This window comes from Streptomyces sp. NPDC007164 (assembly GCF_040634135.1).
Taxonomy (GTDB): Bacteria; Actinomycetota; Actinomycetes; order Streptomycetales; family Streptomycetaceae; genus Streptomyces; species Streptomyces sanglieri.
In genome coordinates this window covers 81,882-106,534 of the sequence record NZ_JBEYFB010000009.1, presented here as the reverse complement: position 1 = coordinate 106,534, position 24,653 = coordinate 81,882, and the positions used below count along the sequence as shown (strand labels likewise).

General features: G+C 70.4%; 17 protein-coding genes. 2 read left to right on the top strand and 15 right to left on the bottom strand.

The window, feature by feature from the left end:
* Window positions 1-63: 63 nt before the first annotated feature.
* Window positions 64-1,149: a glutamate 5-kinase gene (gene proB, locus ABZ622_RS15105; RefSeq protein WP_360543281.1), complete on the bottom strand. Its 1,086-nt coding sequence runs from the start codon at window positions 1,147-1,149 to the stop codon at window positions 64-66.
* 308 nt (window positions 1,150-1,457) lie between these two features.
* On the opposite strand from proB, the gene ABZ622_RS15100 reads away from it, so the two are divergent.
* Both ABZ622_RS15100 and rfbC read left to right on the top strand, forming a co-directional pair.
* Window positions 1,458-3,494, top strand: a complete 2,037-nt coding sequence (locus tag ABZ622_RS15100; protein WP_360543127.1) for a glycosyltransferase family A protein — start codon at window positions 1,458-1,460, stop codon at window positions 3,492-3,494.
* An 84-nt stretch (window positions 3,495-3,578) separates the two neighbouring features.
* A complete protein-coding gene (rfbC, locus tag ABZ622_RS15095; protein ID WP_266915885.1) occupies window positions 3,579-4,178 on the top strand; it encodes a dTDP-4-dehydrorhamnose 3,5-epimerase in 600 nt (199 codons plus the stop codon).
* A gap of 73 nt (window positions 4,179-4,251) precedes the next feature.
* Here the strand turns inward: rfbC and ABZ622_RS15090 are convergent, their stop codons facing one another.
* From ABZ622_RS15090 to ABZ622_RS15025, 14 genes are all read right to left on the bottom strand, one after another.
* Entirely contained in the window at window positions 4,252-5,046 is a 795-nt protein-coding gene (locus ABZ622_RS15090; RefSeq protein ID WP_360543125.1) for a class I SAM-dependent methyltransferase, read from the bottom strand.
* Window positions 5,047-5,202: 156 nt separating this feature from the next.
* Window positions 5,203-6,087 carry a dTDP-4-dehydrorhamnose reductase gene (rfbD, locus tag ABZ622_RS15085; protein ID WP_360543123.1) on the bottom strand — a complete coding sequence of 295 codons (885 nt, stop codon included), beginning with the start codon at window positions 6,085-6,087 and terminating at the stop codon, window positions 5,203-5,205.
* A complete protein-coding gene (gene rfbB, locus ABZ622_RS15080) occupies window positions 6,084-7,070 on the bottom strand; it encodes a dTDP-glucose 4,6-dehydratase (protein WP_360543121.1) in 987 nt (328 codons plus the stop codon). The genes rfbD and rfbB overlap by 4 nt, the downstream gene beginning before the upstream one ends.
* The gene (locus ABZ622_RS15075; RefSeq protein ID WP_360543119.1) at window positions 7,067-8,137 is read right to left on the bottom strand and encodes a glucose-1-phosphate thymidylyltransferase; all 1,071 of its coding nucleotides are present in this window, start codon (window positions 8,135-8,137) and stop codon (window positions 7,067-7,069) included. The genes rfbB and ABZ622_RS15075 overlap by 4 nt, the downstream gene beginning before the upstream one ends.
* 136 nt (window positions 8,138-8,273) lie before the next feature.
* Window positions 8,274-9,485, bottom strand: coding sequence for a glycosyltransferase family 2 protein (locus ABZ622_RS15070; protein WP_360543279.1), 1,212 nt, complete (start codon window positions 9,483-9,485; stop codon window positions 8,274-8,276).
* Window positions 9,486-9,642: 157 nt separating this feature from the next.
* Window positions 9,643-11,673 carry a hypothetical protein gene (locus ABZ622_RS15065; protein ID WP_360543117.1) on the bottom strand — a complete coding sequence of 677 codons (2,031 nt, stop codon included), beginning with the start codon at window positions 11,671-11,673 and terminating at the stop codon, window positions 9,643-9,645.
* A gap of 148 nt (window positions 11,674-11,821) precedes the next feature.
* The gene (locus ABZ622_RS15060) at window positions 11,822-13,321 is read right to left on the bottom strand and encodes a bifunctional cytidylyltransferase/SDR family oxidoreductase (RefSeq protein WP_360543115.1); all 1,500 of its coding nucleotides are present in this window, start codon (window positions 13,319-13,321) and stop codon (window positions 11,822-11,824) included.
* Between the two features lie 289 nt (window positions 13,322-13,610).
* Entirely contained in the window at window positions 13,611-15,047 is a 1,437-nt protein-coding gene (obgE, locus tag ABZ622_RS15055) for a GTPase ObgE (protein ID WP_360543113.1), read from the bottom strand.
* Window positions 15,048-15,209: 162 nt separating this feature from the next.
* The gene (rpmA, locus tag ABZ622_RS15050; protein WP_018103204.1) at window positions 15,210-15,467 is read right to left on the bottom strand and encodes a 50S ribosomal protein L27; all 258 of its coding nucleotides are present in this window, start codon (window positions 15,465-15,467) and stop codon (window positions 15,210-15,212) included.
* Between the two features lie 14 nt (window positions 15,468-15,481).
* Window positions 15,482-15,802, bottom strand: coding sequence for a 50S ribosomal protein L21 (gene rplU / locus ABZ622_RS15045; protein WP_072483615.1), 321 nt, complete (start codon window positions 15,800-15,802; stop codon window positions 15,482-15,484).
* Window positions 15,803-16,262: 460 nt separating this feature from the next.
* Complete coding sequence (locus tag ABZ622_RS15040; RefSeq protein ID WP_360543111.1) at window positions 16,263-20,285, bottom strand: Rne/Rng family ribonuclease; 4,023 nt, start codon at window positions 20,283-20,285, stop codon at window positions 16,263-16,265.
* Window positions 20,286-20,516: 231 nt separating this feature from the next.
* On the bottom strand, window positions 20,517-21,299 hold the full coding sequence (locus ABZ622_RS15035; RefSeq protein WP_360543109.1) for a TIGR03936 family radical SAM-associated protein: 783 nt from the start codon (window positions 21,297-21,299) through the stop codon (window positions 20,517-20,519).
* A 121-nt stretch (window positions 21,300-21,420) separates the two neighbouring features.
* A complete protein-coding gene (locus ABZ622_RS15030) occupies window positions 21,421-22,620 on the bottom strand; it encodes a hypothetical protein (protein WP_360543107.1) in 1,200 nt (399 codons plus the stop codon).
* A gap of 90 nt (window positions 22,621-22,710) precedes the next feature.
* On the bottom strand, window positions 22,711-24,636 hold the full coding sequence (locus ABZ622_RS15025) for a TIGR03960 family B12-binding radical SAM protein (RefSeq protein WP_360543105.1): 1,926 nt from the start codon (window positions 24,634-24,636) through the stop codon (window positions 22,711-22,713).
* Window positions 24,637-24,653 lie beyond the last annotated feature (17 nt).

The window sequence follows — 24,653 nt, the reverse complement described above, 5'->3', positions numbered from 1 at the left end:
ATGGGGCGGTTTTCGTGAAGGTCTCTGCCCCGAGGCTGGACTTTCAGTCGTTTCAGGGGTTTGTCAGCCGTGCAGTACGACCAGATCGTCCCTGTGTACGATCTCGCGCTCGTACGCCGGGCCTAGCTCCCGTGCCAGGTCGCGGGTGGAACGGCCGAGTAGTTGCGGGATCTCCTTGGAGTCGAAATTGACGAGTCCGCGGGCCACCGGCCGGCCTTCGAGATCGCGCAGCTCCACCGGGTCACCGGCGGTGAACTCCCCCTCGACCGAGGCGATTCCGGCGGGCAGCAGCGAGCTGTGGCGTTCGACGACCGCCTGCACGGCCCCGTCGTCCAGGGTCAGCGAACCCTGCGGGGTGGAGGCGTGGGCGAGCCAGAGCAGCCGGTCCGCCGAGCGGCGTCCGGTGCGGTGGAAGTACGTGCCGGTGTCGCGGCCGGCCAGGGCGTCGGCGGCCCGGCTCGCCGAGGTGAGGACGACGGGGACTCCGGCCGCGGTGGCGATCCTGGCCGCCTCGACCTTGGTGACCATGCCGCCGGTGCCGACGCCCGCCTTCCCGGCGCTGCCGATGGTGACGCCCGCGAGGTCGTCGGGACCGGTCACTTCGGCAACCCGCGAGGTGCCCGGAGTGCTGGGGTCGCCGTTGTAGAGGCCGTCCACGTCGGAGAGCAGGACCAGCAGATCCGCGCGGACGAGGTGGGCGACCAGGGCCGCGAGCCGGTCGTTGTCGCCGAACCGGATCTCGTCGGTGGCGACGGTGTCGTTCTCGTTGACGACCGGGAGCGCGCCCATGTCCAGGAGCTGGTCGAGGGTGCGGTAGGCGTTGCGGTAGTGGGCGCGGCGGCTGGTGTCGTTGCTGGTCAGCAGCACCTGGCCGACGCGTACGCCGTACCGTGCGAAGGAGGCGGTGTAGCGGGCGACGAGCAGTCCCTGGCCGACGCTGGCGGCGGCCTGCTGCCTCGCCAGGTCCTTGGGCCGGCGCAGCAGGCCGAGTGGGGCGAGCCCGGCCGCGATGGCGCCGCTGGAGACGAGCACGATCTCGCGCTCCCCGCCGCTGCGCACCTTGGCCAGTACGTCGACGAGCGCGTCGACGCGGTCCGCGTCGAGGCCGCCGGCCGCGGTGGTGAGGGATGAGGAACCGACCTTGACCACGATCCTGCGGGCCTCTGTGACGCCCTGCCTTGCCCCTGCCACGTCCATCCCCAATGATTCGGCCTCGCCCAGCCCCCGCAATCTACGCGAGCGGCGAATCCGGCGCCCGGGTGTTCCGCCCTCTGGACCCTCGCGTCCGCACACTGTCGGCAGGATCGCGCCGGGTCTGCATGAGCAACCGTTGAGGCGTCTGAGTCATCTAACAGCCGATAGGGTGAACGGCGGGTGGCTTCCTATGCCATTTTCTGCAGCAGGCCTCGCATCCGCCGCCGGCCAGAGGGACTTCTCACAGACATGGGACAGCAGCAATGCCAGTCAAAGTAAGTGTCGTCATTCCTGTATACAACCCGGGCAAGTACATCGACCCCTGCATCGACTCGCTGCTGCGACAGACCCTCCCGGCAGGGGAATTCGAAGTCCTCTTCGTCAACGATGGCTCGACGGACGACACGCGTGAGCGGCTCGAAAAGCTGGCCGGGGAGCATCCGCATTTCCGTGTGATCACCATCCCGAACTCCGGATGGCCCGGGAAGCCCCGCAACATCGGTGTGGACGAGGCGAAGGGCGAGTACGTCCAGTTCGTCGACCAGGACGACTATCTCGCCTCCGGCGCCCTGCAGCGGCTGTACGACATGGGCCACCGCAACGGTTCGGACATCGTCATCGGCAAGGTGGCGAGCAACTTCCGCGGCGTCCCGCACGGCGTGTTCAAGAAGAACCGCGAGAAGTGCACCCTGCACGACGCGCCCCTGTACGACAGCCTCACGCCGCACAAGATGTTCCGTACGGAGTTCCTCCGCGAGAACGGCATCGCCTACCCCGAGGGCAAGCGCCGACTTGAGGACCAGCTCTACATGATGCAGGCGTACTTCCCCGCCAAGGTCGTCTCGATCCTCGGCAACTACACCTGCTACTACTACTCCCGGCGGGACGACGGCCAGAACGCCGGATCGGCGAAGATCGTGCCGTCCGGCTACTACGGCAACCTCCGTGAGGTCCTCGACGTCGTCGTGGACAACACCGAGCCCGGCGAGTTCCGGGACATGCTGCTGCGCCGCTTCTACCGCGTCGAGATGCTCGGCCGGCTCAGCGAGCCGGCCGTCCTCAAGTACGCCCCCGAGTACCTGGACGAGATGTGCGACGCCGTCCAGGGCCTGGCCACCGACTTCATGGACGACGGGGTGCACGACGGGCTCGGCCCGGTGCTCCGGCTGCGCTCCACGCTGCTGCGCAACAACGACCGCCAGGGCCTGGTCCGGATCTCCCGGTTCGCCGCGTCGGTCAAGGCGGCGGCCCGCCTGGAGGACTTCGCCTGGCGGCCGGACGGCCGGATCGACCTCACCATCAGCGGCCGCCTCGTCCACGGCGAGGACCAGAGGCCGCTGACGCTGCTGCGCCGCGACGGGCGCTACTTCCTGCACCCCGACATCACCGAGGGCCTGCTGCCGGACGGCGAACTCCTGGACGTCACCGACGACATGTCCGGATTCTCCGCCGAGCTGTCGCTGCGCAACCGTGAGACCGCCGTCGAGTGGTCCTGCCCCGCGAGCTTCACCGCCCGGGTCGAGGAGCTCGGCGACGACGTCTGCGAGGTCGTCCTGCACGGCAGCGGCCAGATCGGCTCGGAGGCGGTCAAGGGCCGCGGCCGGGTGTCGCGCGGCTTCTGGGACGTCTGGGTGCCGCTGCGCGGCCTCGGCCTGGTCCGCAAGGCCCGGCTCGGCGCCGACCGCGCCCCGGAGGTGGACGCGGCCTGCCTGCCCGCCTCGCTGGGTTCGCCGGCCCGCGCCGTCATCCCGTACTTCACCGACCCGCACGGCAACATCACCCTCGATGTGGCCCGGCGCGCCAAGAAGCTGGCCGAATACCTCGAAGGGCGTCCGCTCCAGCGGTCCCCCGGCCGCTCCGAGCTCCGGCTGGACCTCTTCACCGCCGACGGCACCGGCACGTCCCCGACCACCCTGGTCCTGAGCCCGTCGGGCGGGGCGGGCGGCTCCTCGCACCAGCTCCGCACCACCCTGCGGCCCATCGACGGCCGGGCCCACCTCACGGTGCCCGACCGCGCGCCGGGCGTCCCGGCCGGTACGTGGAAGCTCGCGGTCCGGCTGGACGGCGACAAGAACCCCGCGTTCCACCTCTGCGACGTCACCGTCGCCAAGAACGGCCGGATCACCCTGCCCGCGAGCCTGCCGGAGATCGACCCCGGGATCATGCTCGGCATCACCAGCAGGCGCCGGAAGGCGAGGCTGCGCCGCGCGCTGCGCACCGTCGGCGGTCCGATCGTGCGCAGGCTCCCGGCCAAGAGCCGCAAGCGGGCGCGCCGCCTGGCCGCCCGGTTCACCGGCTGACCCGCGCCCGTACCGCCGTACGTTTCCCACCAGGACACCGGCCGAACGCATCGGCCACGAGCAACAGAACAAGGACGTGATCGCATGCGGCAGCTCTCCATCGAAGGGGCCTGGGTGCATGAGCCCAAGGTCTTCCCGGACAGCCGCGGCAGCTTCCACGAGTGGTTCAAGGCGTCGGAGCTGAGCGAGGCCGTCGGCCACACGCTGCGTCTGGCGCAGGCCAACTTCTCCATCTCCAGCCGGGGGACGCTGCGCGGGGTTCACTTCGCCGACGTGCCGCCGAGCCAGGCGAAGTACGTCAAGTGCGTGCGCGGCGCGGTGCTCGACGTCATCGTGGACATCCGGGTCGGCTCCCCCACGTACAAGCGGTGGGAGGCCGTCCGGCTCGACGACGTCGACCACCACGCCGTCTACCTCGCCGAGGGGCTCGGCCATGCCTTCATGGCGCTGACGGACGACGCCTCGGTCAGCTACCTGTGCTCCGAGGGCTACGCGCCCGGCCGGGAGCACGGCATCAACCCGCTCGACCCGGAGCTGGGCATCGAGTGGCCCGAGGGCATCACCCCGCTGCTGTCCGACAAGGACGCCGCGGCGCCCTCGCTGGCCGAGGCCGAGGAGCAGGGCCTGCTGCCCTCGTACGAGGCGTGCCAGGCGTACTACGCGCAGCTGCGCGCCCGCGGCTGAGCCGCCCGCGCCGATACGCCGAAGCCCCCGTGGTCCGTACGGATCACGGGGGCTTCGCGTCGTCCGGGTACGGTCAGCCCGTCACTGCCTCGATGCGCGAGCGCAGCGGCGCGAAGGCCGAGCGCGAGCGGTGCAGGTTGCGGGCGCGGGCCAGGGCCGGCCAGAAGTCGGCGCGCAGCAGCGTCTCGGGCCGGACCGCGTTCTTGCGGACGAGTACCTCTTCGGGCACGTCCTGCGGGTCGGGTACGACGAATTCCTCGATGATCTTGTCGTACTCGTTCTTCAGGACGTTGTTCTCCGGGTCGGCGCCGAACACGGCGACCACACCGGTCGGTTCGGTGTCCACCTCGACGACCACCAGGTCGGGGCGGTAGCGGCGCAGCACCTGCACCACCTTGTACACGTCGCCGGTCCAGTACTTGGTGTGCCGGTCGCGGGCCGCCTCGTCGACGTCGCGCGGCAGCATGTCGTCGAGAATGATCACGCTCGACCAGCGGGAGTGCTTCTCCACGTTCATGAAGTCGCGCAGGGCGTACTCGAAGAGGTGCATGCCGTCGATGAAGGACAGCTCCAGCTTCGGGTCCCCTCCGAGGACGTTGAGCGGATCGCGGCGGGCCAGCGCCCGGAACGGGTTCCGGCCGTTGCGCAGGTGCAGCAGCGGATCCTTGCGGGCGAAGAAGTCGTCGCTCGTCGCCCTGACCAGGTGGACGTCACAACTGATGTCCGTCACGACCCGGAAGGCGGGGTCGACGGCGACGGAAGGGACCCGTGAGAGGGCCAGGCTTCTGCCGTCGTTGACCCCGATCTCCAGATAGTTCCGAGGCCGGTAGACGCGGTGCAGATGGCGCAGGAAGTCGTGGCGGTTCACGTGGAGCTGCCCTTCGGAGGAAACCAACTGGTCCGGTTCCCGGCGAAGTTACCTCATGACCGTACTGTGATGTAAGCGTTCTCCCTGATGTAAACCTTCGTTGTAGATATCGTCGAAATTCAACGAGATTTGATCATCTATGCGATCAATTGATGATCACGCCCGCTCTGCCGCAACAAGGGCCGGAAATGCTTCCGTGAGTGCCGCCCGCCAGTCCCGGACCGGTTCGATCCCGGCCGCGGCCCAGCGGTCATGGCCCAGCACGCTGAACGCGGGCCGGGGAGCAGGCCGGACGAAGGCCTCGCTGGTCGTGGGACGGACCCGCTCGGGGTCGGTGCCGAGCAGCCGGAAGATCTCCCGGGTGAAGCCGAACCAGGTCGTCTCGCCGCCGCTGGTGCCGTGGTAGACACCGGCCGGGGCGCCACCCGCGAGGGCGGCCCGTCCGAGCCGGACCAGCCGGTCGGCCAGATCGACGGTCCAGGTGGGCTGACCGCGCTGGTCGTCCACCACGTCGAGGGTGTCCTTGACGCCCTCCAGCTTGATCATCGTACGGACGAAGTTGCCGCCGCCCGCGCCGTACAGCCAGGCCGTGCGGACCACGTAGCCGGTCTCCGGCAGGGTGCTCAGCACGGCCTGCTCGCCGGCCAGCTTGGTGCGGCCGTAGGCGCTGCGCGGCCCGGTCGGGTCGTCCTCGGCGTACGGCTCGACGCCGTCACCGGCGAAGACGTAGTCGGTGGAGACCTGGAGGAGCACGGCGCCGTGCTCCCGGCAGGCCTCGGCGAGGACGGCGGGGCCGGTGCCGTTGACCCGCAGCGCGGCGTCCTCCTGGGACTCCGCGTCATCGACCGCGGTCCAGGCGGCGCAGTTCACCACGACGGCCGGGCGGTGCTTCGCGAAGGTCGCCCGCACCGACTCCGGGTCGGCGACGTCCAGTGCCGCCCGGTCCGCGGCGACCGCGGTGACGTCCTCACCGGCGAGCCGGGCCAGGACGTCCTGGCCCAGCATCCCGGCGGCCCCGGTGACCAGCCAGACGGCGCTCACAGGGCGGCCCGGTCCTTCAGCGGCTCCCACCAGGTGCGGTTGTCGCGGTACCACTGCACGGTCTCGGCGAGGCCGGTGCGGAAGTCCTTGCGGGGCTCGTAGCCGAGCTCCTCGCGGATCTTGGTGCAGTCGACCGAGTAGCGGCGGTCGTGGCCCTTGCGGTCCTCGACATAGGTGACGCTGGTGTCCCAGTCGGCGCCGCAGGCGTCCAGCAGCAGGCCGGTGAGCTCCTTGTTGGACAGCTCGGTGCCGCCGCCGATGTTGTAGACCTCGCCGGCCCGGCCCCTGGTGCGGACCAGCTCGATGCCCTGGACGTGGTCGTCGATGTGCAGCCAGTCGCGGACGTTGGCGCCGTCGCCGTAGAGCGGGACCGTCTTGCCGTCCAGCAGGTTGGTGACGAAGAGCGGGATGACCTTCTCGGGGAAGTGGTGGTGCCCGTAGTTGTTGGAGCAGCGGGTCACCCGCACGTCGAGGCCGTGGGTGCGGTGGTACGAGAGCGCGATCAGGTCGCTGGACGCCTTGGCCGCGGAGTACGGCGAGTTGGGCGCGAGCGGGTGGGTCTCGGGCCAGGAGCCCTCGTCGATCGAGCCGTAGACCTCGTCGGTGGAGATGTGCACGAAGGTCTTGATGCCCGCGAGGTGCGCGGCGTGGATCAGCGTGTGGGTGCCCACCACGTTGGTACGGACGAACTCGGCGCCGCCGTCGATGGACCGGTCGACATGCGACTCGGCGGCGAAGTGCACCACCTGGTCGTGCTCGGCCATCAGCTTGGCGACCAGCTCCGGGTCGCAGATGTCACCTTGCACGAACCGGAAACCGGGGTGGTCGCGCACCTCGTCCAGGTTGGCCGGGTTGCCCGCGTAGGTGAGCTTGTCGAGGACGGTGACAGCGATGTCGCCGGGACCCTCGGGGCCGAGCACCGTACGGACGTAGTGCGAGCCGATGAAACCGGCGCCGCCGGTCACCAGGATGTTGGTGGTCATGAAGAGATCTGCACCTTGCTGTGGTCGCCGAGCACGAGTCGGTGGGCGGACGGGGAACGGGGGGCGGGGGTCACCTCGACGTCACGGCCGATGAGCGACGCCTCGACGCGGCGGACACCGGCGATGGAGGCGCCCCGCAGAACGATGGAGTACTCGATCTCGCTGTCCTCGATGCGGACGTCCTCCGAGACCGAGGTGAACGGGCCCACGTACGCGCCGCTGATCACCGAACGGGCGCCGATGATCACCGGCCCGACGATGCGGCTGCCGCTGACCTTGGCGCCCGGCTCGATCCGGACCCGGCCGATGATCTCGCTGTCCGCGTCGACGTCGGCACCCTCCTGGAACGGCTCGACGCCCTCCAGGACGGTCCGGTTGACCTCCAGCATGTCGGTGACGTTGCCGGTGTCCTTCCAGTAGCCGCGGATCGTGGTGGAGCGCACGTCGCGCTTCTGGTCGATCAGCCACTGGATGGCGTGGGTGATCTCCAGCTCGCCGCGCCAGGACGGCTCGATCGACCGGACCGCCTCGTGGATGGCGGGGGTGAAGAGGTAGACGCCGACGAGCGCCAGATCGCTCTTGGGCTCCTTCGGCTTCTCCTCCAGCGCCGCCACCCGGCCGTCGGCGTCGAGCTCCGCGACACCGAAGGAGGTCGGGTTGGGCACCTGCGTCAGCAGGATCTGCGCATCGGGCTTGTCCGTACGGAACTCGTCCACCAGACCGGTGATCCCGCCGACGATGAAGTTGTCGCCGAGGTACATGACGAAGTCGTCGTCAGCCAGGAAGTCGCGGGCGATCAGCACCGCGTGGGCGAGGCCGAGCGGCTCGTCCTGCGGGATGTAGGTGACCTCGATGCCGAGCGCGGAGCCGTCGCCGACCGCCTCGCGGATCTCGGGGGCGGTGTCGCCCACGATGATGCCGACCTCGGTGATGCCGGCTTCCGCGATGGCTTCCAGGCCGTAGAAGAGCACGGGCTTGTTCGCCACGGGCACCAGCTGCTTGGCCGAGGTGTGTGTGATGGGACGCAGGCGGGTGCCGGCCCCTCCGGATAGTACGAGAGCCTTCACGTGACCAGTCCCCATGGTGTTCTGTCGGTCCCGTCGCGGGCGCGACGTCCGAACGATTTTACTGAGCTTCTCGATGTGCTCTTCAGTGCATCCGCCCGGTCGGCTCATTCGCGCGCACCGGGCGGACGAGCGGCCGTCACGCCGCGTTCAGCCGTTCCTTCCACCGCAGTATGTCGCGACGCACCTTGCGGGCCACCCGGCGGGACAGCGAGGCCCGGCGGGCGGCGACCTTCGGCTGGTCGATGCGCTTGCCGTCGTGCCAGTCCGGCACGGTGACCTCGTAGCTGGAATCAGCCAGCCCCGCCGACCGGTCGCGGAAGTGCGGATACGCGAGATAGAGCGTCCGGCCGTCGCGCGAGCCGACCACGTCCGGGACCGTCTTCGCCCGGACGTACCGCACCACCTCGATCAGCAGATCCGTCCTGCCCCGCGCCACACAGGCGAGACGCAGCCGCTCGGAGACCTTGATCAACCGGGCCACACCGTCGTCCCAGTACTTTTCCATCAGCGGAGCCGCGAGTTCCATTTTGTGCCGGCGGACTTCCTCCGAATCCTTCAGCACCACGGGGCCGAACTGCTGGAGCATCCCCACCGTGAAGGGCCGGACCATGAGGAAATCCCTTTTCGGGCCCGCGGGTTCGATCCGGTGAATGAGCGCCATCATGGCGCGCATCGAGTCGAAGCGCCATTCATAGGTGCCGCTCTTGGTGACGTGCTTCCCGTCGTCGCGGCCCACCAGGTAATAGCAGACGTAATTGGAGATCACCGAGACGCCGGCGCCGCGCAGATATGCCTCCATCGTGAAGAGAGCATCCTCGCCGGTCCTGAGATTCTCGTCGAATCTCAGGGAGAGCCGCTCCAGGAGTTCACGCCGGAAGAGCTTCTGGGCGCTCAGGGTGTAAATGACCTTGGAGTTGTAGACGTCGACCCGGTCCTTGGTGGCCCGCCACATCGACTGCGGCGCCCCCCGGTTCACACCGACCACCTTGCCGAGCACCACATCGGTGCCCGCCCGGTCGGCCATGGCCACCATCCGCTCCAGGGCCTCGTCACCGAAGTAGTCGTCCGCGTCCAGGAAGAACACATAGCGGCCACGGGCCAGACCGAGGCCCACATTTCGCGGACCGCTGGGGCCGCCGGAGTTCTTCTGCCTGATCACCCTGGTCGGAACCTGCGATCTCGCCGCGAATTCTTCCAGGTACTCGCCCGTGCCATCGGTGGAGCCGTCGTCGACCGCGACGATTTCGATCCGTTCGGCACCGATGGTCTGCGCCTCCACGGATTCGAGACAACGGATGAGGTAGGGCATCGCCTCATATGCACCGACAACCACGGTCACGTCAGGAATTTGCGTCTCGTTCACACAAACAGAAGACAGTCGACCCGGGTCGTTGGTTGTCTTACGCCACACCGCCAAATGGTGACACTCATCACAAAGGCCCGGCACAACCCTCTCGGGGGTATGCCGGGCCTTGCTCAATCAGGTAAAGCAAACGGTCGGCTCATCAGCCGCCCACGGGCTCACCCAGACTCTTCGCCACCCCGGCGTTCCGCGCGTCGGACTTGGCGGCGAGCGCCGTCACGGCCGTGTCGAACTGCACGATCGAGGTGGGATCGTCCGGACCCAGGAGGTACTCCTTCAGCTCGCGCCGGTCGTCCGCCAGAGTGTCCGCGGCCGGGTCCTTCACCGCGGCGAGCAGGGCCTTCAGCTCGGCCGCCGAGTTGGACAGGATCACCGCGGCGCGCACGGCGGTGTTCTGCCGGCGGAACTCCTCCTCGCCCAGTTCGGCCGAGTCCGTGACCGCGTACGGCTTGCCGCTCGCGATGAAGTCGGAGACCACGCTGGAGATGTCCGAGACCATGGCGTCCGACTCGTTGAAGCAGTCGTAGAGCCGCATCTGGGCGCCGGTGATGACCCGGTGCTCCCACCAGCCCTGGGCACGCCAGGACGCCGCGTTCCACTCGTCCTTGAGCTTCGCCGTCTCGGCCTCGCGCGCCGGGTCGGCCAGCGAGTCCCGGGACAGCTCCGCCTCGTCCCGGGCGGTGCGGCCGCCGCCGGTCAGCTCGGCCAGCCGCGCCTCGATCCGGACCATCTCGGCCCGCGCCTTGGCCTGCTCGCCCTGCAGCGCGGCCGACTCCTGCGCCCAGCGGGGGTCGGTGGCGCGCTGGGCCGCGGCCTGCTCGATCATCGCGGTGATGCGCAGGTGCACGGCCTTGGCCTTGGCGCTGCGGGTACCGGTGAAGGGGTGCGGCTTGTACAGCAGCCGGACCGGCTCCTCGGCCTCCAGCAGCCGCCTGACGATGTTCTCGCCGGCCAGCAGCAGCGAGGTGTTGCCCGGGTTGTCGTCCCAGCCCTCCCAGGTGGGGGCGTACAGCACGGTCGGGATCGGGTTCCCCGGCGTACCGGACCAGGACCGGATGGCGGCCAGCTGCGGGCGGCCCACCTCCACGATGTCCTCGTCGCGCACCCCGACGTCGGCCAGCGCGTAGCGGTCGCGGCCGGCCCGGCCCGCGGTCCACACCTCGTCGTAGACCTTGCTGTACGGGTTGACGCTGGCGATCTTGTCGCTGTCGCCGTGACCGATGAAGACGTGCTTCATCGTCGGCACCCGGAGCAGGTGGATGTTCTTGCCGACGTTGGCCGCGTAGAGCGCGACCCGCACCGACGAGAGGTCCAGGTTCATCAGGTGCACGCCACCGGGCACACAGAGCACCGGCACCGAGGTCGTGGCGAGCTGCGGCACGATGTTGCGCTCACGCAGCAGGATCATCGGCCGGCCGCCGAGCTGGGCCATGGTCTCCAGCCACATGTTGACCTGGTAGGCGGAGTCCTTGGAGCCGGAGAAGTACAGCATCACGGTCGGCCGGTACTCGGCGAGCCAGTCGCCCACCGCGTTGAGGACCTTGGTCTCCGGCGGTACGAGCCGGCTCGGCCGGACGTACGGCAGCAACGCCACCAGGTAGCAGACCGCGAGAACGAGCGTCAGGCCGAGGCCGGCGTACGCGATGACGTCCTTGCCGGTCTCGACGGCGACCAGCACGCCCACGATCGCGAAGACGTCCAGGTGCAGCATCTTCTCCGCGGGCCGGCTCATCAGGCTCTGCGGCGGGGCATCCGCTATCCGCACCGCCGACAGGTCGATGTTGCTGGTGACCACCGGAAGCTTGCGGCGGAGCCGGATCAGGGTGACCATCGCGCTCTGCGGCGCCTGGAGTCCGTAGAACGCCAGGAGGCAGGCGACCGTCACGTAGAAGAGCGTCTCCTCGCCGTATCCCATGCGGGAGAGCAGCAGGATGAGCAGCAGCTGACGGACCAGGAAGCGGATCGAGAGCCCGGCCCGGACGGCGGCGAGCCGGTTGATCAGATAGCTGCCGCAGTGGTGCAGATACCGGTCCGCGAGATAGGTGACCGCGGTGGCCGCGGCGAAGAACCAGAGATTGGGGATTATTGCCGCGAGCATTATGCACGGGAACCCCAGAGCCACCAGGACCGCGGCGGCCAGCTCCGAGCCGCTGCCCACCCGAGCCAAACGCATGGCTTTCGAAATCACGAAGTACCGCTCCCGAGGGTGCCGACTTGTTTACCTTACGAGGGGATTGTGAAGGCAGAGCTTCACGAATTCGGACCCCTGCAGTTCGCGCTCGGCGACTGCAGGGGTCCGAATAGTCGATTGTCAAGCAGTATTACACATCGGCCTGTCGGTCCAGGACAGCGGCAAGCGCCTGCTCGAAGCCGGATGCCTCGGAGGCGCCCCGGGTCGGGTCCTGCTGGCGTACGTCGATGACATGGCCGGTCATCTCCGAGAGCAGGACGTCGAGCGAGGTCCGGGCGACCGCCTCGGAGGACAGCAGCGTGCCCGCGGGCTCGTCGCCGAACGCCTTGGTGCGCATCGGGGTGGCGGTGCGCTCGGGGTTCACGCAGTTCACCCGCACGCCGTCGGCCGCCCACTCGTCCGAGAGCGCCTGGGTGAGGTTCACCATGGCGGCCTTGGTCGACGAGTAGAGGCTGTACTCCGCGCGGCCCCGGGTGTAGCTGCTGGAGGTGTAGAGCAGCAGCTGGCCCTTGGTCTCGGCGAGGTACTTGTACGAGGCGCGGGCGATCTGCACGGGTGCCAGGTAGTTGACGTTCAGCGCTTCCTGGATGGTCGCGCTGTCCGTCTCGGCCAGCTTGCCGATGCGGAGCACGCCGGCGGTGTTGATCACGTAGTCGACACGGCCGGTGTCGGCGTACGCCTTGGAGAGCGCCTCGTCGATGTGCTCGGGGTTCTCCACGTGCGTACCGGTGGTGGAGCGGCCCAGGGCGTAGACGGTGGCGCCGTAGGACTCGGCGAGCGTCGCGATGTCCGCGCCGATGCCGTACGAACCGCCGAAGACGACGAGGGTCTTGCCGGTGAGCAGCTCGCGGTAGGCGGCGTCGTCGGTCGGCTGCGGAACCGCCGTGGAGGCCAGCTGGAAGAGCTTGTCCGCGATGAAGACGTCGACCGGCTGGGTGACCTTCATGTTGTACTCGTCGCCCGCCACGACGTAGATCGGTACGTCGGGGAGGTACTTGAGCACGACCGAACAGTCGTCGGTGGCCTGGAAGTTCGGGTCACCGGCGGCGACCTCGTAGGCCCGGCGGATCGTGGAGAGCTTGAAGGCCTGCGGCGTCTGGCCCCGGCGCAGCCGGGAGCGGTCGGGCACATCGGTGATGAACTCGCCGTCGCCGCCGTGGGTGCGGGTCACGATGATCGTGTCCGCGGACGGGATGGCGACGTCGACCGCCTGGTAGCGGTCCAGCGCGTCGACGCAGTCCTTGATGACGCGGCGCGAGAGCAGCGGGCGCACGGCATCGTGGAAGAGGACGTTGCGGTCCTCGCCCTCGGCCAGTCCCTCGCCGAGCGCCGCGATGGCACGCTCGGTGGTCTCATTGCGCGTCGAGCCGCCCTCGATCACCTTGGTGACCTTGGTGAGCCCGGCCTTGGCGACGATCTTCTCGATGTCGGGCACATAGCCCGGAGCCATCAGCACGATGACGTCGTCGATGGAGTCGGCCTGCTGGAAGATCGACAGCGTGTGCTCGATGACAGCCTTGCCTGCGATCTTCAGCAGCTGCTTGGGAATGGACAGACCCACGCGCTGGCCGGTACCGCCGGCGAGCACGACTGCTGTGGTTCGGGCTTTGGCTATGTGCTGAGCAGACACAGACGACCTACCTTGCGAGGGCTGGGAGATACAGCGATGGTTGCACTCTCCGTTACCGTCTCGCAAGGTGGACGTCGGCCACCGCATGCCGTATCGAAACCTTTTGTTGCCCTGCGATCAGGGCGGATACCGGAATCGGGGCTTCCCTGCCAGGTGATCGACGCCACACGAGTGAGCGGCGTGATTCACCCCTGAGCGGGTTCGGTTCCCCCGTACGTATGACGCGGAGAGCGGGCGTGGCCGCCGGACGGGCCTGCGGAACAGGACCTTCCGGCGGCCGGTGACCGTTCTAGAACGGGTTGAAGTCGTCGAACTCGCGCTGGACGTCGTCGCGCTCCGACTCGCGGTCGCGGCGGCGCTGCGCCGCCGGGCGCGGTGCTTCGAGCCGGTGGTCCTCGCCACGACGGCCGAGCATCTCCGCGCCCGCCGCCAGGGTCGGCTCCCAGTCGAAGACGACCGCGTTGTCCTCGGCGCCGATGGCGACGCCGTCGCCCGCGCGGGCACCGGCCTTCACCAGCGCCTCCTCGACCCCGAGGCGGTTGAGCCGGTCGGCCAGGTAACCGACGGCCTCGTCGTTGTTGAAGTCGGTCTGGCGCACCCAGCGCTCCGGCTTCTCGCCGCGCACCCGGTAGATGCCGTCCTCCTCCAGCGTCACGGTGAAGCCCGCGTCGTCGACGGCCTTCGGGCGGATGACGATCCGGGTCGCCACCTCCACCGGCTTGGCCGCACGCGCCTCGGCGATGATGCCCGCGAGCGCGAAGGACAGCTCCTTCAGGCCGGTACGGGCGACCGCGGACACCTCGAAGACGCGGTAGCCGCGCTCCTCCAGGTCCGGGCGGATCATGTCGGCGAGGTCCTGGCCGTCCGGGATGTCGATCTTGTTGAGGACGACGATGCGGGGCCGGTCCTCCAGGCCGCCGTACTGCTTCAGCTCCTCCTCGATGATGTCGAGGTCGGAGACCGGGTCGCGGTCGGACTCCAGCGTCGCGGTGTCCAGTACGTGCACCAGTACCGAGCAGCGCTCCACGTGCCGCAGGAACTCCAGGCCGAGGCCGCGGCCCTGGCTGGCGCCCGGGATGAGGCCCGGGACGTCGGCGACGGTGTAGACGGTGCTGCCCGCGGTGACCACGCCGAGGTTCGGGACGAGGGTCGTGAAGGGGTAGTCCGCGATCTTCGGCTTGGCCGCCGACAGCACGGAGATCAGCGAGGACTTGCCGGCGCTCGGGTAGCCGACCAGCGCGACGTCGGCGACGGTCTTGAGCTCCAGGACGATGTCCCGGGCCTCACCGGGCTCGCCGAGCAGCGCGAAGCCGGGGGCCTTGCGCCGGGCGGAGGCCAGCGCGGCGTTGCCGAGGCCGCCGCGGCCGCCCTGGCCGGCGATGAACGTGGTGCCCTGGCCGACCAGGTCGGCGAGCACATTGCCGTCCCGGTCGAGCACGACCGTGCCGTCGGGCACCGGCAGGACCAGGTCCTGGCCGTCCTTGCCGGAACGGTTGTCGCCGGCGCCGGGCTGGCCGTTGGTGGCCTTGCGGTGGGGGTGGTGGTGGTAGTCGAGGAGCGTGGTGATGGTCTGGTCGACGACCAGGGTCACATCGCCGCCGCGGCCGCCGTTGCCGCCGTCCGGACCGCCGAGCGGCTTGAACTTCTCACGGTGTACGGAGGCACAGCCGTGGCCCCCGTTACCCGCGGCGGCGTGCAGCTCGACGCGGTCCACGAAGGTGGTCATGGTTGAAACCTCCAGTTACATACGTGCAGAAATGTCTCACTCGTGCCGTCCCCACGGAGGAGAAAGCTGTCTCTCATGGGAGAAACACGCGAAAGGCGGACCCGCTTCCCGTTCGGGAAGTGAGGTCCGCCTCCGCAGAAACCGCTCGACGAGCGCCGAAAATCAGCCGGCGATCGGAACGATGTTCACGACCTTGCGGCCACGGTGCGTGCCGAACTCGACCGCACCGGCGGCGAGCGCGAACAGCGTGTCGTCGCCGCCACGGCCGACGCCCGTGCCCGGGTGGAAGTGGGTGCCGCGCTGGCGGACCAGGATCTCACCGGCGTTGACGGCCTGACCGCCGAAGCGCTTCACGCCGAGCCGCTGAGCATTGGAATCGCGCCCGTTCCGGGTGGACGATGCGCCCTTCTTGTGTGCCATGTCTCCTCAGTCCCTTACTTCGCAGCCGCGGGGATACCGGTGACCTTGATCGCCGTGTACTGCTGGCGGTGACCCTGGCGACGGCGGTAGCCGGTCTTGTTCTTGTAGCGAAGGATGTCGATCTTCGCGCCCTTGTGGTGGTCCACGATCTCGGCCTGGACCTTGATCCCGGCCAGCACCCACGGGTCGCTGGTCACGGCGTCGCCGTCGACCACGAGCAGGGTCGAGAGCTCGACCGTGTCGCCAACCTGGGCAGTGGAAATCTTGTCAACCTCAACGATGTCACCGACAGCAACCTTGTGCTGGCGGCCACCGCTGCGCACGATGGCGTACACGCGGATCTCACTCTCGCTCGGAACGGGGCCCCTGATGCCAGCCGCTCACACAGGCCGGGGCCCGAGGTGATCCGAATGGACGAGCGGCCTCTCACCTGTGAAGGGAGGGGGGTGCTCAGGGACAGGCGCATGGAAACACGCCGAAGGGCAAGGTTACGGGCCGCCGTCCGGAGGGTCAAACCGGGCCCTGTGTCCTTCCCCGCCGCTCCCCCGTTCATTCCCGCTTCCTTGCCGCTCTCCTGCGGCCGGACCGCCGTCGCGAGGTACCGGGCAACCCCCTGAAAGCCCCCCGACGCCCTTCTGACGGCCTTCTGGAGCCCCTTCTGGGGCCCTTCTGGCTGCCTCCTGACGGCGCTCTGGAGCCCTTTCTGGCGGCTTCCCTGCCGAACGGGAACGGCCGGTGGGCCACACCCTGTCGGGGTGTGGCCCACCGGCCGTGCAACCGCTCTGCGGCTCGCGCCTACGCCTCGGCGTCGGCGGAGACGGCGGGCTGCGGCGACTTCTCCGCGGCGGCCGTCTTCTTGGTGGCCGCCTTCTTGGCCGTCGTCTTCTTCGCGGCGGTCTTCTTGGCAGCCGTCTTCTTGGTGGCCGCCTTCTTCGCCGTGGCCTTCTTGGCGGTCTTGCGGGCCGCCTTCTTGGCCGGGGCCGCCGCCTCGGCGGTCTCGGCATCCGACGCCGGCTCGGCCTCGGGCTTCGGCTCGGCCGAACCGGTCACCACGACGACCTCCGCGCCGTCCGTACCCGCGGGCGAGCCCGCGGGGGCGGTGACCTTGCGGGTCACCCGGCGACGCGCACGCGGCGGGGCGGCCTCGGGGGCCACCTCCTCGGGTGCGGCCTCGGGCTGTACGGCCTCGGCGACCGGCTCGGGCTGCTCGGCCGGAGCGGCGACCGGCTCGGCGGCCGGCACCTCGGCGACCGGCTCGACCGGGGCGGGCGAGCCCGCCGGGGCGGTCGCCTTCCGGGTCGCCCGACGGCGCGTACGGCCCTGGGGGGCCTCGGCCGCGGGGGCCTCCTCGACCACCGGGGCCGGAACCTCGGCGGCCGGCTCCGGCTCCACGGCCGGCTCGGGCTCCACGGCCACGACCGGCTCCGGCTCGACGACGGCCGGGGCCGCCGCTGCCGCGGCCTTCGGGGCGCCGGCCGGGGCCGTCGCCTTACGGGTCGCGCGACGCCGGCCGCGGCCGCGCGTGGCGGCCGCCTCGGCCTCGGCCGGGCTGCTGTACAGCTCCTCGTCCGGTACGAACTCCGGCTCGGGCAGCGCCATCGGGGCGGCCATCTCGGCAGCCAGCTCGGCCTCGGTCTCGGCCTCGGCCTCCACCACGTGCTCGTGGTCCGCGCCGCCCCGGCCGCGCTTCTTCGAGCGCTTGCCATTGCCGCCGCCACCGACCGAGGTCGGCTGCTCCATGTGCACGATGACACCGCGTCCGTTGCAGTGGACGCAGGTCTCGGAGAAGGACTCCAGCAGGCCCTGGCCCACCCGCTTGCGGGTCATCTGGACCAGGCCCAGCGAGGTGACCTCGGCCACCTGGTGCTTCGTACGGTCGCGTCCCAGGCACTCCAGCAGGCGCCGCAGCACCAGGTCCCGGTTGGACTCCAGCACCATGTCGATGAAGTCGACGACGACGATGCCGCCGAGGTCGCGCAGCCGCAGCTGGCGCACGATCTCCTCGGCCGCCTCCAGGTTGTTCTTGGTGACGGTCTCTTCCAGGTTTCCGCCCTGGCCGGTGAACTTGCCGGTGTTGACGTCGACGACGACCATCGCCTCGGTCTTGTCGATCACCAGCGAGCCGCCGCTCGGCAGGTAGACCTTGCGGTCCAGCGCCTTCATCAGCTGCTCGTCGATCCGGTACGTCGCGAAGATGTCGACCTCGGAGGTCCACCGCGACAGCCGGTCCGTCAGGTCGGGCGCCACCTGCGAGACGTATCCGTGGATCGTCTCCCACGCGTCGTCGCCGCTGACGATGACCTTGGAGAAGTCCTCGTTGAAGATGTCGCGGACGACCCGGACGGTCATGTCCGGCTCGCCGTAGAGCAGGGTCGGCGCGTTGGAGCTGCCGGTGCTCTTCGACTTCTTCTGGATGTCCTCCCACTGCTGCTGGAGCCGCTCGACGTCGCGGCGCAGCTCGTCCTCGCTCGCGCCCTCCGCGGCGGTACGGACGATGACGCCCGCGTCCTCGGGGACGATCTTCTTGAGGATGCTCTTCAGCCGGGCCCGCTCGGTGTCGGGCAGCTTGCGGCTGATGCCGGTCATCGAGCCCTCGGGCACGTAGACCAGGTACCGGCCGGGCAGCGAGACCTGGCTGGTCAGGCGGGCGCCCTTGTGGCCGATCGGGTCCTTGGTCACCTGGACGAGGACGGACTGGCCGGACTTGAGCGCGGTCTCGATGCGGCGCGGCCCGTGGGCCATGCCGAGCGCCTCGAAGTTCACCTCACCGGCGTAGAGCACGGCGTTGCGGCCCTTGCCGATGTCGACGAAGGCGGCCTCCATGGACGGCAGTACGTTCTGCACCTTGCCCAGGTAGACGTTGCCGACGTAGCTGGTGGCCTGCTCCTTGTTGACGTAGTGCTCGACGAGCACGTTGTCCTCAAGAACGCCGATCTGGGTGCGCTCGCCGTTCTGGCGGACGACCATGACCCGCTCCACGGCCTCGCGGCGGGCCAGGAACTCGGCCTCGGTGATGATCGGGACGCGGCGGCGGCCCTGCTCACGGCCCTCGCGGCGGCGCTGCTTCTTGGCCTCCATGCGGGTCGAGCCCTTGATGGACTGGACCTCGTCGAAGCCGGTGCCGGGCTCCCGCTCCTCCTTCTTGCGGGGCTCGCGGACCTTGACGACCGTGCGCTCCGGGTCGTCCGTGCCGTTGTCGGCGTCGGCGGGGACGTCCCCGCTGCGACGACGGCGGCGGCGACGGCGACGGCTGCTGCTCGATCCGGAGGCGGACGCCTCGTGGTCCTCGTCGTCCTCCTCGGACTCCTGGGCGTGCTCCTGGTCGTCCTCGGCGTGGTCGGCGGCCTCGTCGCCGTGCTGCTCGGCGGCCTCGTCACCCTCGGCGGCCTCGCCACGACGGCGGCGACGGCCACCACGACGGCGACGGCGCGAGGGCCGGTCCCCGTACTCGTCCGTCTCCTCGCCCTCGCCCTCGGCCTCGTGCTCGTGCTCGGCGTCGGCCTCGGTCTCCGGCTCCTCCTCGACCGGCTCCTCCGCGGGAGCCACGGCCTGCTCGGGCTCGGCGGCCTCACCGCGACGGCGGCGACGGCGACGCGAACCGGCCTGCGGCGCGGCCTCGGCGGCCGGGGCCTCGACGACGGCCGTCGGCTCCTCGACCGTCTCGGTCTCTTCCTCGGCCTCGACCTCGACCTCTTCGTAGCGCGAGGCCGCCGCGGCGGCGGCCGCGGTCTCCGGGGTCTGGAACATCGGCTCGGCGAAGACCGGCGCCTGGAACACGGCCACGGCGGGGCGCGCGGCGCGACGGCTCTTGCGTACGGGCTCCTCGGCCTTGCCGGTGAACTCCGGGCGGCCGGCGGCGGCGGTGGCCCGGCGGCGCTGACGGCCGCGCGGAGCGGCGTCCTCGGCCTCGGCGGGCTCGGCCGCGGGCTGCTCGGCCACGGGCTTCTCGGCGGCGGGCTGCTCGGCGGCGGCCGGTGCTTCCCCGACGGTCTCGACGGCCTCGGCGGCCTCGGCGGCCTGCGGCGCACCCGCCGGAGCGGTCGCCTTGCGGGTCGCCCGACGACGGCCGCGCGGGGCCTCGGCGGCCTCTTCCGCCACGGCGGTCTCCGCGACCGGCTCGACGGCCTGCGGGGCACCGGCCGGGGCCGACGCCCTGCGCCGGGTGCGGCCGCGCGGCGCGGCGGGCTCCGGCTCGGCGATCTCGGCGGCCGGCTCGGGCTCGGCGGCGGCCGGTGCCTCCTCGACGATCTCCACGGCTTCGGCGGCCTGCGGCGCACCCGCCGGAGCGGTCGCCTTACGGACCGCACGACGACGCGTACGCGCGGGCGCCGCCTCCACGACCTCCACCTCGGCCTCCGGCTCGGCAACCGGCACAGCGGCCTCGGTCACCTCGGCGGCCTGCGGCGCACCCGCCGGAGCGGTCGCCTTACGGACCGCACGACGACGCGTACGCGCGGGCGCCGCCTCCACGACCTCCACCTCGGCAACCGGCACAGCGGCCTCGGTCACCTCGGCGGCCTGCGGCGCACCCGCCGGAGCCGTCGCCTTACGGACCGCACGACGACGCGTACGGGCGGGCGGCGCGGCTTCCGCCGACGCGGCGCTCCCGTCGTCGGCGGGCTTGCTGTCGGACCCTGCGGCGTCAACGGCCGGTATGGCCGGCGCGGCCGCTTCCGCGGCTGCGCCCTGCGCGTCCGCCACCGGCGGACCGGCCGGGCGGGACGCGGCGCGGCGCCTGCGGCGCGGCGGCAGCTTGTCGCCGGGTGCGTTGTTCTCTTCGGCGTTCCCGGTCGTGCCGGGTTCGTTGGACTGAGGCATGCGGGCGGTTCTCCCGTCAGGCTCCCGGGCGCCGCGTCTGGTTCCGGTCCGGCACGGTCCGCGTGATGTACGCGGGTCCGCCGTCCGGGGCGCGGGCGCCGCACGGGAGCTCAATGTCTGGCTCGCCGGTTCCGTACGCGTGGTGCGTACGGCCTGGCGAAAGTCTTATGGGTCATCGCGCGGCCCGAACCGGATGGCTCCCGAGTCGAGGGCTGCGCTGCAACGACCGCCCTACGCGGAACCTGAACCTTCCGGCGCCGTCGCGACGGCGTTCCCGGCGGCTGTGGATGGAGCGGCCGGGGCTGCCTCGCGGTCGGGCGCGAGCGGGTCGGTCACCGTGCCGGACTCCTCGTCGAAGAGCCCCTGCGCCAGCCTGGTCACCGCTGCGGGGACCGGCGGCGCCAGGTCGGCCACAACGCGGAGACCGGACAGGACGTCGTCAGGTCGCACGGCAGGTGTCAAGTGCCGAACAACCAGCCGCAGTATCGCACAGGGCTTGTCCTCGGGCCTATCAGCCTGTGGATCAAGGGCCTGCAGGTCGACCACGGCGGCGCGGGCGTCGAAGGTGCGCATGCCGTTCTTCGCGCGGCGCTGGACCTCGACGGTCTCCGCCCCGTTGAACGCGGCCACGGCCTTCGCCGCGTCCGCCACGGTGACCCCGTCGAGACGGAGTTCCCAGACGGAGGCGGTCAGCCGGTCGGCGAGACCCGAGGTGCGGGCCTCCACGGCGTCGGTGATGTCGAGACCGTCCGGCAGCGAGGCGTTGAGCAGGTCGCGCAGGACGGCCGGATCGCGGGCCTCGGTGAGGGCGATCTCCAGGAACTCGGCCTCACTGCCCGTACCGGTCGGGGCGGCGTTGGCGTACGACACCTTCGGGTGCGGGGTGAAGCCGGCCGAGTAGGCCATGGGCACCTCGGAGCGGCGCAATGCCCGCTCGAAGGCGCGCTGGAAGTCACGGTGACTGGTGAACCGGAGGCGGCCGCGCTTGGTGTAGCGCAGTCGGATGCGCTGCACTGCGGGTGCGGGCGGCGGGCCTTCGGGCTGTCGCTTGCCCAGTGGTTCTTCTCCTCGGTGCGGGGCGGACGCGGTGGCACGCCGCCCTCGAAATGCGGTGGCCCGGGGTGCCCGGTCCGGCTCACCCCCACCCGGCCTTTTTCGCTCCGGGCGGGGAGATCTCTGGTTCGGGCGCCGCGCTGGGCACAGTCGTTGTTTGTTGCGTAGCACCCAGCCTACGCGCAAGAGGGCTCCCGGGTTCCCGGGGACCGGACTCCCCCGGCCCGCCGACCAGCGCCCGCCAGGCGTCCCGGCGTGCCCTGCGTACGGTCTCCCGCGCCGAGCGCAGCGCGGACCGGGCCGCGCGTCCGGCCTCGACGGCTCCCCGCCTGGCCGGGGCCCAGATCTGATCACGCACGAAGCGCCCCACCGGTGTGCAGACGGTGCGGTAGACCCAGGTCACCGGCGCCCCGACCAAGTGCCGGGCCAGCCAGGCGACGGCCCGGCCCACGGCCCGCGAGATGTACCCCGCGACCCGCCAGGCGACCTCGATCGCGGCGACGATCTCCCGGCCGGCCGGGGCGAGGACCCGCCGGTACAGCAGACGCAGCGGTGCGACCAGCAGCGTCCCGACCAGCCACATCACCGCCGCCCACAGACCGGCCCCGGCGGCCGCGATCCCGCGCGTCAGCAGGTCGAGCAGGCGGCTGATGCCGTGGCCGAGCGGTGTGAGCAGTACCCGGTACACCCACCCCAGCGGCCGTACGACCAGGTTCTCGGCCAGCCACGTGGTGCCGAGCCCGAGGGGCACCAGGACGTACCGCCAAAGCCCGGTCACCGGCAGGACGAGAAGGACGAGGAGCAATCGGCCGACGGCCCAGCGGATCCCGCGTCCGGCGGGTGCGAGCAGTTCCCGGTACACCCGTCGCAGCCCGTGCCCGAGCGGCGTGAGCACCGACTCGTACAGCCACACCACCGGCACCACCAGCCCGTACCGCACCGCGGGCACCACCACGTACCGCCAGAGCGCGACCCACGGCCAGACGAAAACCGCGGCGGCCAGCCACATCAGCGCATGGCCTACCGGGGTGAGCACCGACTCGTACAGCCGGACGGCGGGGATCACCACCAGCGTCGAGTACAGCCGGGTCAGGGCGCGGCCCAGCGGGCGCAGCAGGGTGCGGTCGGCGGCGCGGGCCGTCACCACCAGGGCGTCCCAGACCATCCGCACGGGCAGGACGACGACCAGCACCACGATCCGCACCGGGATCCTGATCAGCGTGGTCAGACAGCCCTCGCCGGCTTCGTACTGCGCCGGGGCCTGGTGTTTGCCGTAGTCCATGCCGTGAATGACGCGAAGGCCCGGCCGGGAGTTTCCCGGGCCGGGCCTTCGTCACCGAGCCGTCACCTCGCGGGACCGGCCCGCGGGCGGCTACTTCACGACCGACAGCGGCAGCAGCTTCTTGCCGGTCGGGCCGATCTGGATGCTGGTGTCCATCTGCGGGCAGACGCCGCAGTCGAAGCACGGGGTCCAGCGGCAGTCCTCGACCTCGGTCTCGTCGAGCGAGTCCTGCCAGTCCTCCCAGAGCCAGTCCTTGTCGAGGCCGGAGTCCAGGTGGTCCCAGGGCAGGACCTCCTCGTAGCTCCGCTCACGGGTGGTGTACCAGTCGACGTCCACGCCGTACTCGGGCAGCGCCTTCTCGGCGGCGGTCATCCAGCGGTCGTAGCTGAAGTGCTCGCGCCAGCCGTCGAAGCGGCCGCCGGACTCGTAGACCGCGCGGATGACGGAGCCGACCCGGCGGTCGCCGCGGGAGAGCAGGCCCTCGACGATGCCGGGCTTGCCGTCGTGGTAGCGGAAGCCGATGGAGCGGCCGTACTTCTTGTCGCCGCGGATCTTGTCGCGCAGCTTGGTCAGCCGGGCGTCGGTCTCCTCGGCGCTCAGCTGCGGGGCCCACTGGAACGGGGTGTGCGGCTTGGGCACGAAACCGCCGATGGAGACGGTGCAGCGGATGTCGTTCTGTCCGGAGACCTCGCGGCCCTTGGCGATCACGTTGACCGCCATGTCGCCGATCTGGAGGACGTCCTCGTCGGTCTCGGTGGGCAGGCCGCACATGAAGTACAGCTTCACCTGGCGCCAGCCGTTGCCGTACGCGGTGGCGACGGTACGGATGAGGTCCTCTTCCGAGACCATCTTGTTGATGACCTTGCGCATCCGCTCGGAGCCGCCCTCGGGGGCGAAGGTGAGACCGGAGCGGCGGCCGTTGCGGGTCAGCTCGTTGGCCAGGTCCACGTTGAACGCGTCGACGCGGGTGGAGGGCAGCGAGAGGCCGATCTTGTCCTCGGTGTACCGGTCGGCGAGGCCCTTGGCGATCTCACCGATCTCGGTGTGGTCCGCGGAGGAGAGCGAGAGCAGGCCGACCTCCTCGAAGCCGGTCGCCTTGAGGCCCTTCTCGACCATGTCGCCGATGCCGGTGATGCTTCGCTCCCGCACGGGGCGCGTGATCATGCCGGCCTGGCAGAAACGGCAGCCGCGGGTGCAGCCGCGGAAGATCTCGACGGACATCCGCTCGTGGACGGTCTCGGCGAGGGGGACGAGGGGCTGCTTGGGGTAGGGCCACTCGTCGAGGTCCATGACGGTGTGCTTGGAGACCCGCCACGGCACGCCGGACCTGTTCGGGACGACGCGGCCGATGCGGCCGTCCGGGAGGTACTCGACGTCGTAGAAGCCCGGGACGTAGACGCCGCCGGTCCTCGCGAGGCGGAAGAGCACCTCCTCGCGGCCGCCGGGGCGGCCCTCGGCCTTCCAGGCGCGGACGATCTCGGTGATCTCCAGGACGGCCTGCTCGCCGTCGCCGATGACCGCGCAGTCGATGAACTCGGCGATCGGCTCGGGGTTGAACGCGGCGTGGCCGCCGGCCAGCACGATCGGGTCGTCGATCGTGCGGTTCCCGGCCTCCAGCGGGATGCCCGCGAGGTCCAGGGCGGTGAGCATGTTGGTGTAGCCAAGCTCGGTGGAGAAGCTCAGTCCGAAGACGTCGAACGCCTTGACCGGGCGGTGGCTGTCCACGGTGAACTGCGGGACCTGGTGCTCGCGCATCAGCCCTTCGAGGTCCGGCCACACGCTGTAGGTGCGCTCGGCGAGCACGCCCCGGCGCTCGTTGAGTACCTCGTAGAGGATCATGACGCCCTGGTTGGGGAGCCCGACCTCGTACGCGTCCGGGTACATCAGTGCCCAGCGGACGTCGCATTCGTCCCACGGCTTGACGGTGGAGTTCAGTTCACCGCCGACGTACTGGATGGGCTTCTGCACATGCGGGAGCAGAGCTTCGAGCTGTGGGAAGACCGAATCGACAGACATCGCGAACTTTCGAGAGC